This window comes from Pseudonocardia sp. EV170527-09 (genome assembly GCF_008369905.1).
Lineage (GTDB): Bacteria > Actinomycetota > Actinomycetes > Mycobacteriales > Pseudonocardiaceae > Pseudonocardia.
Window position 1 is genome coordinate 1 of sequence record NZ_VRMC01000193.1, and the last position, 3,213, is coordinate 3,213.

The 3,213-nt window shown below is 67.8% G+C and carries 3 protein-coding genes; 1 reads left to right on the forward strand and 2 read right to left on the reverse strand.

Features of this window, described 5'->3' with window-relative positions; all coding sequences use genetic code 11:
• Together FVA95_RS28055 and FVA95_RS28060 are read right to left on the reverse strand one after the other, a co-directional pair.
• Positions 1–1,133 (reverse strand): helix-turn-helix domain-containing protein (locus FVA95_RS28055; RefSeq protein WP_205016013.1); only part of this gene is annotated, 1,133 nt, incomplete at its 3' end.
• Between the two features lie 270 nt (positions 1,134–1,403).
• A complete protein-coding gene (locus FVA95_RS28060) occupies positions 1,404–1,706 on the reverse strand; it encodes a hypothetical protein (protein WP_149666818.1) in 303 nt (100 codons plus the stop codon).
• 698 nt (positions 1,707–2,404) lie between these two features.
• Between FVA95_RS28060 and FVA95_RS28065 the strand changes: the two genes are divergently transcribed.
• Positions 2,405–2,866, forward strand: a complete 462-nt coding sequence (locus FVA95_RS28065) for a helix-turn-helix transcriptional regulator (protein ID WP_149666819.1) — start codon at positions 2,405–2,407, stop codon at positions 2,864–2,866.
• Positions 2,867–3,213 lie beyond the last annotated feature (347 nt).

A 3,213-nucleotide genomic window follows, 5' to 3' on the forward strand; every position in this document is an offset into this window, starting at 1 on the left:
GTGGGTGAGACGAGCGGGCCGCGAGCGTCGCGCCACCAACTCAGGCGATGGCGCAGCCAGCCGTCGGGCCTGCGCAGTTGACTGGCTGGGCAGCGGTGGGCAGGAGCGGCGGGGCCGTCCTGGCGGGGCCGGTGCTCAAGGGCGTAGAGCAGATCGTTGTTGGTCCAGCCTGCTTCCCACCAGGGGCGAGCGATGGAACGGATCCAGCGCGGGGTCAGCCGGCGCAGTGCGGGGTCGGTGCGCAGCTCCGCGGCCGCGGCAAGCATCTCGGCTCCGGTGACCGGGACCCGTCGGGCGAAGTGGCCGGCCTGGTGTTCCTCTTGGCCCGGCCCGTCAGGGCCGTAGACGTCACGAAAACGTGTGCTGACCTGGGGATTGTGGATGCGCGTTCTCGCGCGCGTAGGAACCCCTGTAGAAGTCTTAGAAGGATCTTTAAGTGTTGGGGTTGGGGTCCAAGTTGTGTCTGTGTGGGTCTGGGCCACTTCGTGGTCACTGCTCTGGGCACGTGGGTCCGGCACGGTCGGGATGGCCTGCTCGGCCGCCTCAGCGGCGGGCACTCGTAGCTGGTAGACCGCGGCCCGGTTGCCGGCGAGATGCTGCAGCGCGAGTGGACGGAACTGAGGGGTGGAGCCGCCCTCGACGCGCAGCAGCCAGCCATGGCGCTGCAGTTCGGCGAGCCAGCGAGCGGTACTGCTGCGGCGCCACCCGCTGGCCTCCTGCAGACGCTCCCAGGTGGGCCAGCTGGTGTGGTCGTTCCAGTCGGCGCGGCGGGCGAGCTCGGCCAGCAGCCCGCGCAACCGCTCGGCGGCGTCGCGACGGACCTGCTGATACCAGGACGAGGCCAGCAGGGCGCGATACCACTCCAGCGCGGTGCGGGGGAGCAGCGTCGCAGCGGCGGACAGCAGCTCGTCGGCCGACGCGACGTCGGCCTCGAGGGAGGCAGTGAGTTCGGCAGGGGAGACGTCGCCACCGCAGGCGAACCAGCACGGTGAGCAGACGAAGGACCTGAGTGGAGTGTTGCGCGCGGTTCCCGACCGACGTCGACAGCTGACGCACATCCGGGGGAGTTCGATCCCCGGATGGGTCGACCAGGACGCCGGCAGCCCTGCCGGAAGCGGCAGAACTGGCTGCATGAGGAGCCGAAGGCCCCGGTTGGGGTTCGACTCGCGGGACGCACAGCGAGATGGTGCTGTGCGAACTTCGGGACGCGCGCTACTATGAGAGCGCGCAGGCAAGCGTTGCGCCTCCCTTCTGGGAGGGGCTGGGTGTAGGAGTTGGCGCTCCGAACCCCGTTACGTTGGGCCCGTTCCTCTTCGCGGGAGGGACGGGCCCTAGCGCATTTCAGGGTATGCACTCAGCCCAGGTGTTCGATTGTCGTGGCGACGCTTCGAGCGGCACCGAGGTCAAGCGGTCTGCCTGAGCACCTCCTGGAGGGCCTCGTCGGCCAGCCGGAGTTGGTCTTGCGACGGCAGAGCACGGGTGAGCTGGTCGGTGAGCCTGGCGGCTGTCGCCTGCACCGTCTTCGGGTCCTCGAGCGCCATCAGGATCGCTGCGAAGAGATAGTCGTTGCGGGTCAGCCCGAGGGCTTCACGCTCGTCGTCGATCTGGTCAGTGATCTCCGGCGGGACACGGGTCCCGACCAGTTCTCGCGGACCCTTGTAGCGCTTCGCGGCCCCGTTGCGGCCGCGCGGCCTCCGCTCGCTCATACGTGGCATCCTGTCAGCAGTACCTGTTACAACACGATCCGACGCGCCGACGCCACCAGTTCGGGTTTCCACCCTGCTTCGCCCCTTGGATCTCGCTACTTCGCCTGAACATGGGGCAAGCCACGGCGCTCGCCCCCGGCTGGCTGCTACTCGAGGTGTTCGAGGGCCGACTGCACGACCACGAGCGCGCTCCGCACGTGCGCCGCAGGGATGCGCTGATCGGCGGCGGTGGCCGTTGCAGGGCTACCAACCGTCTGAGCGGCCGTCAGGAGCGCTTGTGCTGCTCTGACCAGATCGCCGCGGATCCAGTTGGGGTCGGGGTCACTCGCTGTTCCAACGCTTTCGAGAGGGCCGCTCGGGACCGGGATGCTCTCGACAGCTGGCAACACCTGGTGCACGGTGACCCGCCTCCTGTGCTCGTTGTCGGGGATGCGGTACGGACAGAGCGTCAGTGCCCGGGACAGGGCAGGCAGGGTGACCGGTGAGCAGCCGCCTCGGCCATGGCTCATCCGTTGCCCCACTCTCGTCCACCATGGATGCCGATGCATCTCAGTGAATCACGTCTAGTGCAAGGTACACACCTGCGGATCACTACGCCAGATGCGGCATGCCGAACCAGGCGACTGCCGAGTACCGTGCTCCTCAGCTGTGATGTCGTGCCGCGGTACTCCGCCGCGGAGCCGTCTCGGGAGGGGAGTGTGGCAGTGCCGAGCAGCGGCGGTCCTGAGCCGACCTTGAGCACCTTCGCGGACAGGATCAACTACTTGTTCGCCACCCACGGTCCCAGCGAGGACGACGAGGAGGAGTACACCGGCAAGTACGTCGTCGCGACCCTCCGCGCGAAAGGGTTCGACATCTCCGAGTCGCACCTGTCGGAGCTGCGACGTGGCCTCAAGACGAATCCGACCCTGCGGGTGCTCGAAGGACTGAGCACGTTCTTCGGGGTGCGGGTCAGCTTCCTGCTGGGCGACCCTCATGCGACGCGGGAGGTCTTCGAGCAGGTTGAGCTCCGGCGCGCCATGCGGGACGCCAAGGTTCGCGACGTCGCGACCCGTGTGGCCGGTCTGGCTCCATCACAGCGCCACGCCATGAACCGGCTGCTCACCGATCTCCTGCGAGAACACGCCGACGCAGAGGACCCGGGCACACCCGACAGCTGACATCAGACGCCACCTGCCTCCTCAACGCTCCATGCAGCCCAACCTCGTTGGGGCCCTGCCAGCATCTCGCCGTGGTTCACTGGCCTGCATTCTGGGACTATGTGCTTGCATGTGCATTCGCTAAGATGCACAGGTCGGCTCGGCTGACCGACAGGTACCCAGCCGCAGAACACCCCATCGCGTCTGTCGACGGGAGCAGCAGGCTCCATGCGGGCACCGAGGCGGCCTGGACAGCTGGTTGCTGGACCGGGGACCTTGGGAGCACCGACCTGTGATGTCCAGGGAGGTTGGTCAGCCTGGTGACTGGTGGCTGGCCGCCGATGGCGGAGTGAGCGCGGTGGTGATTG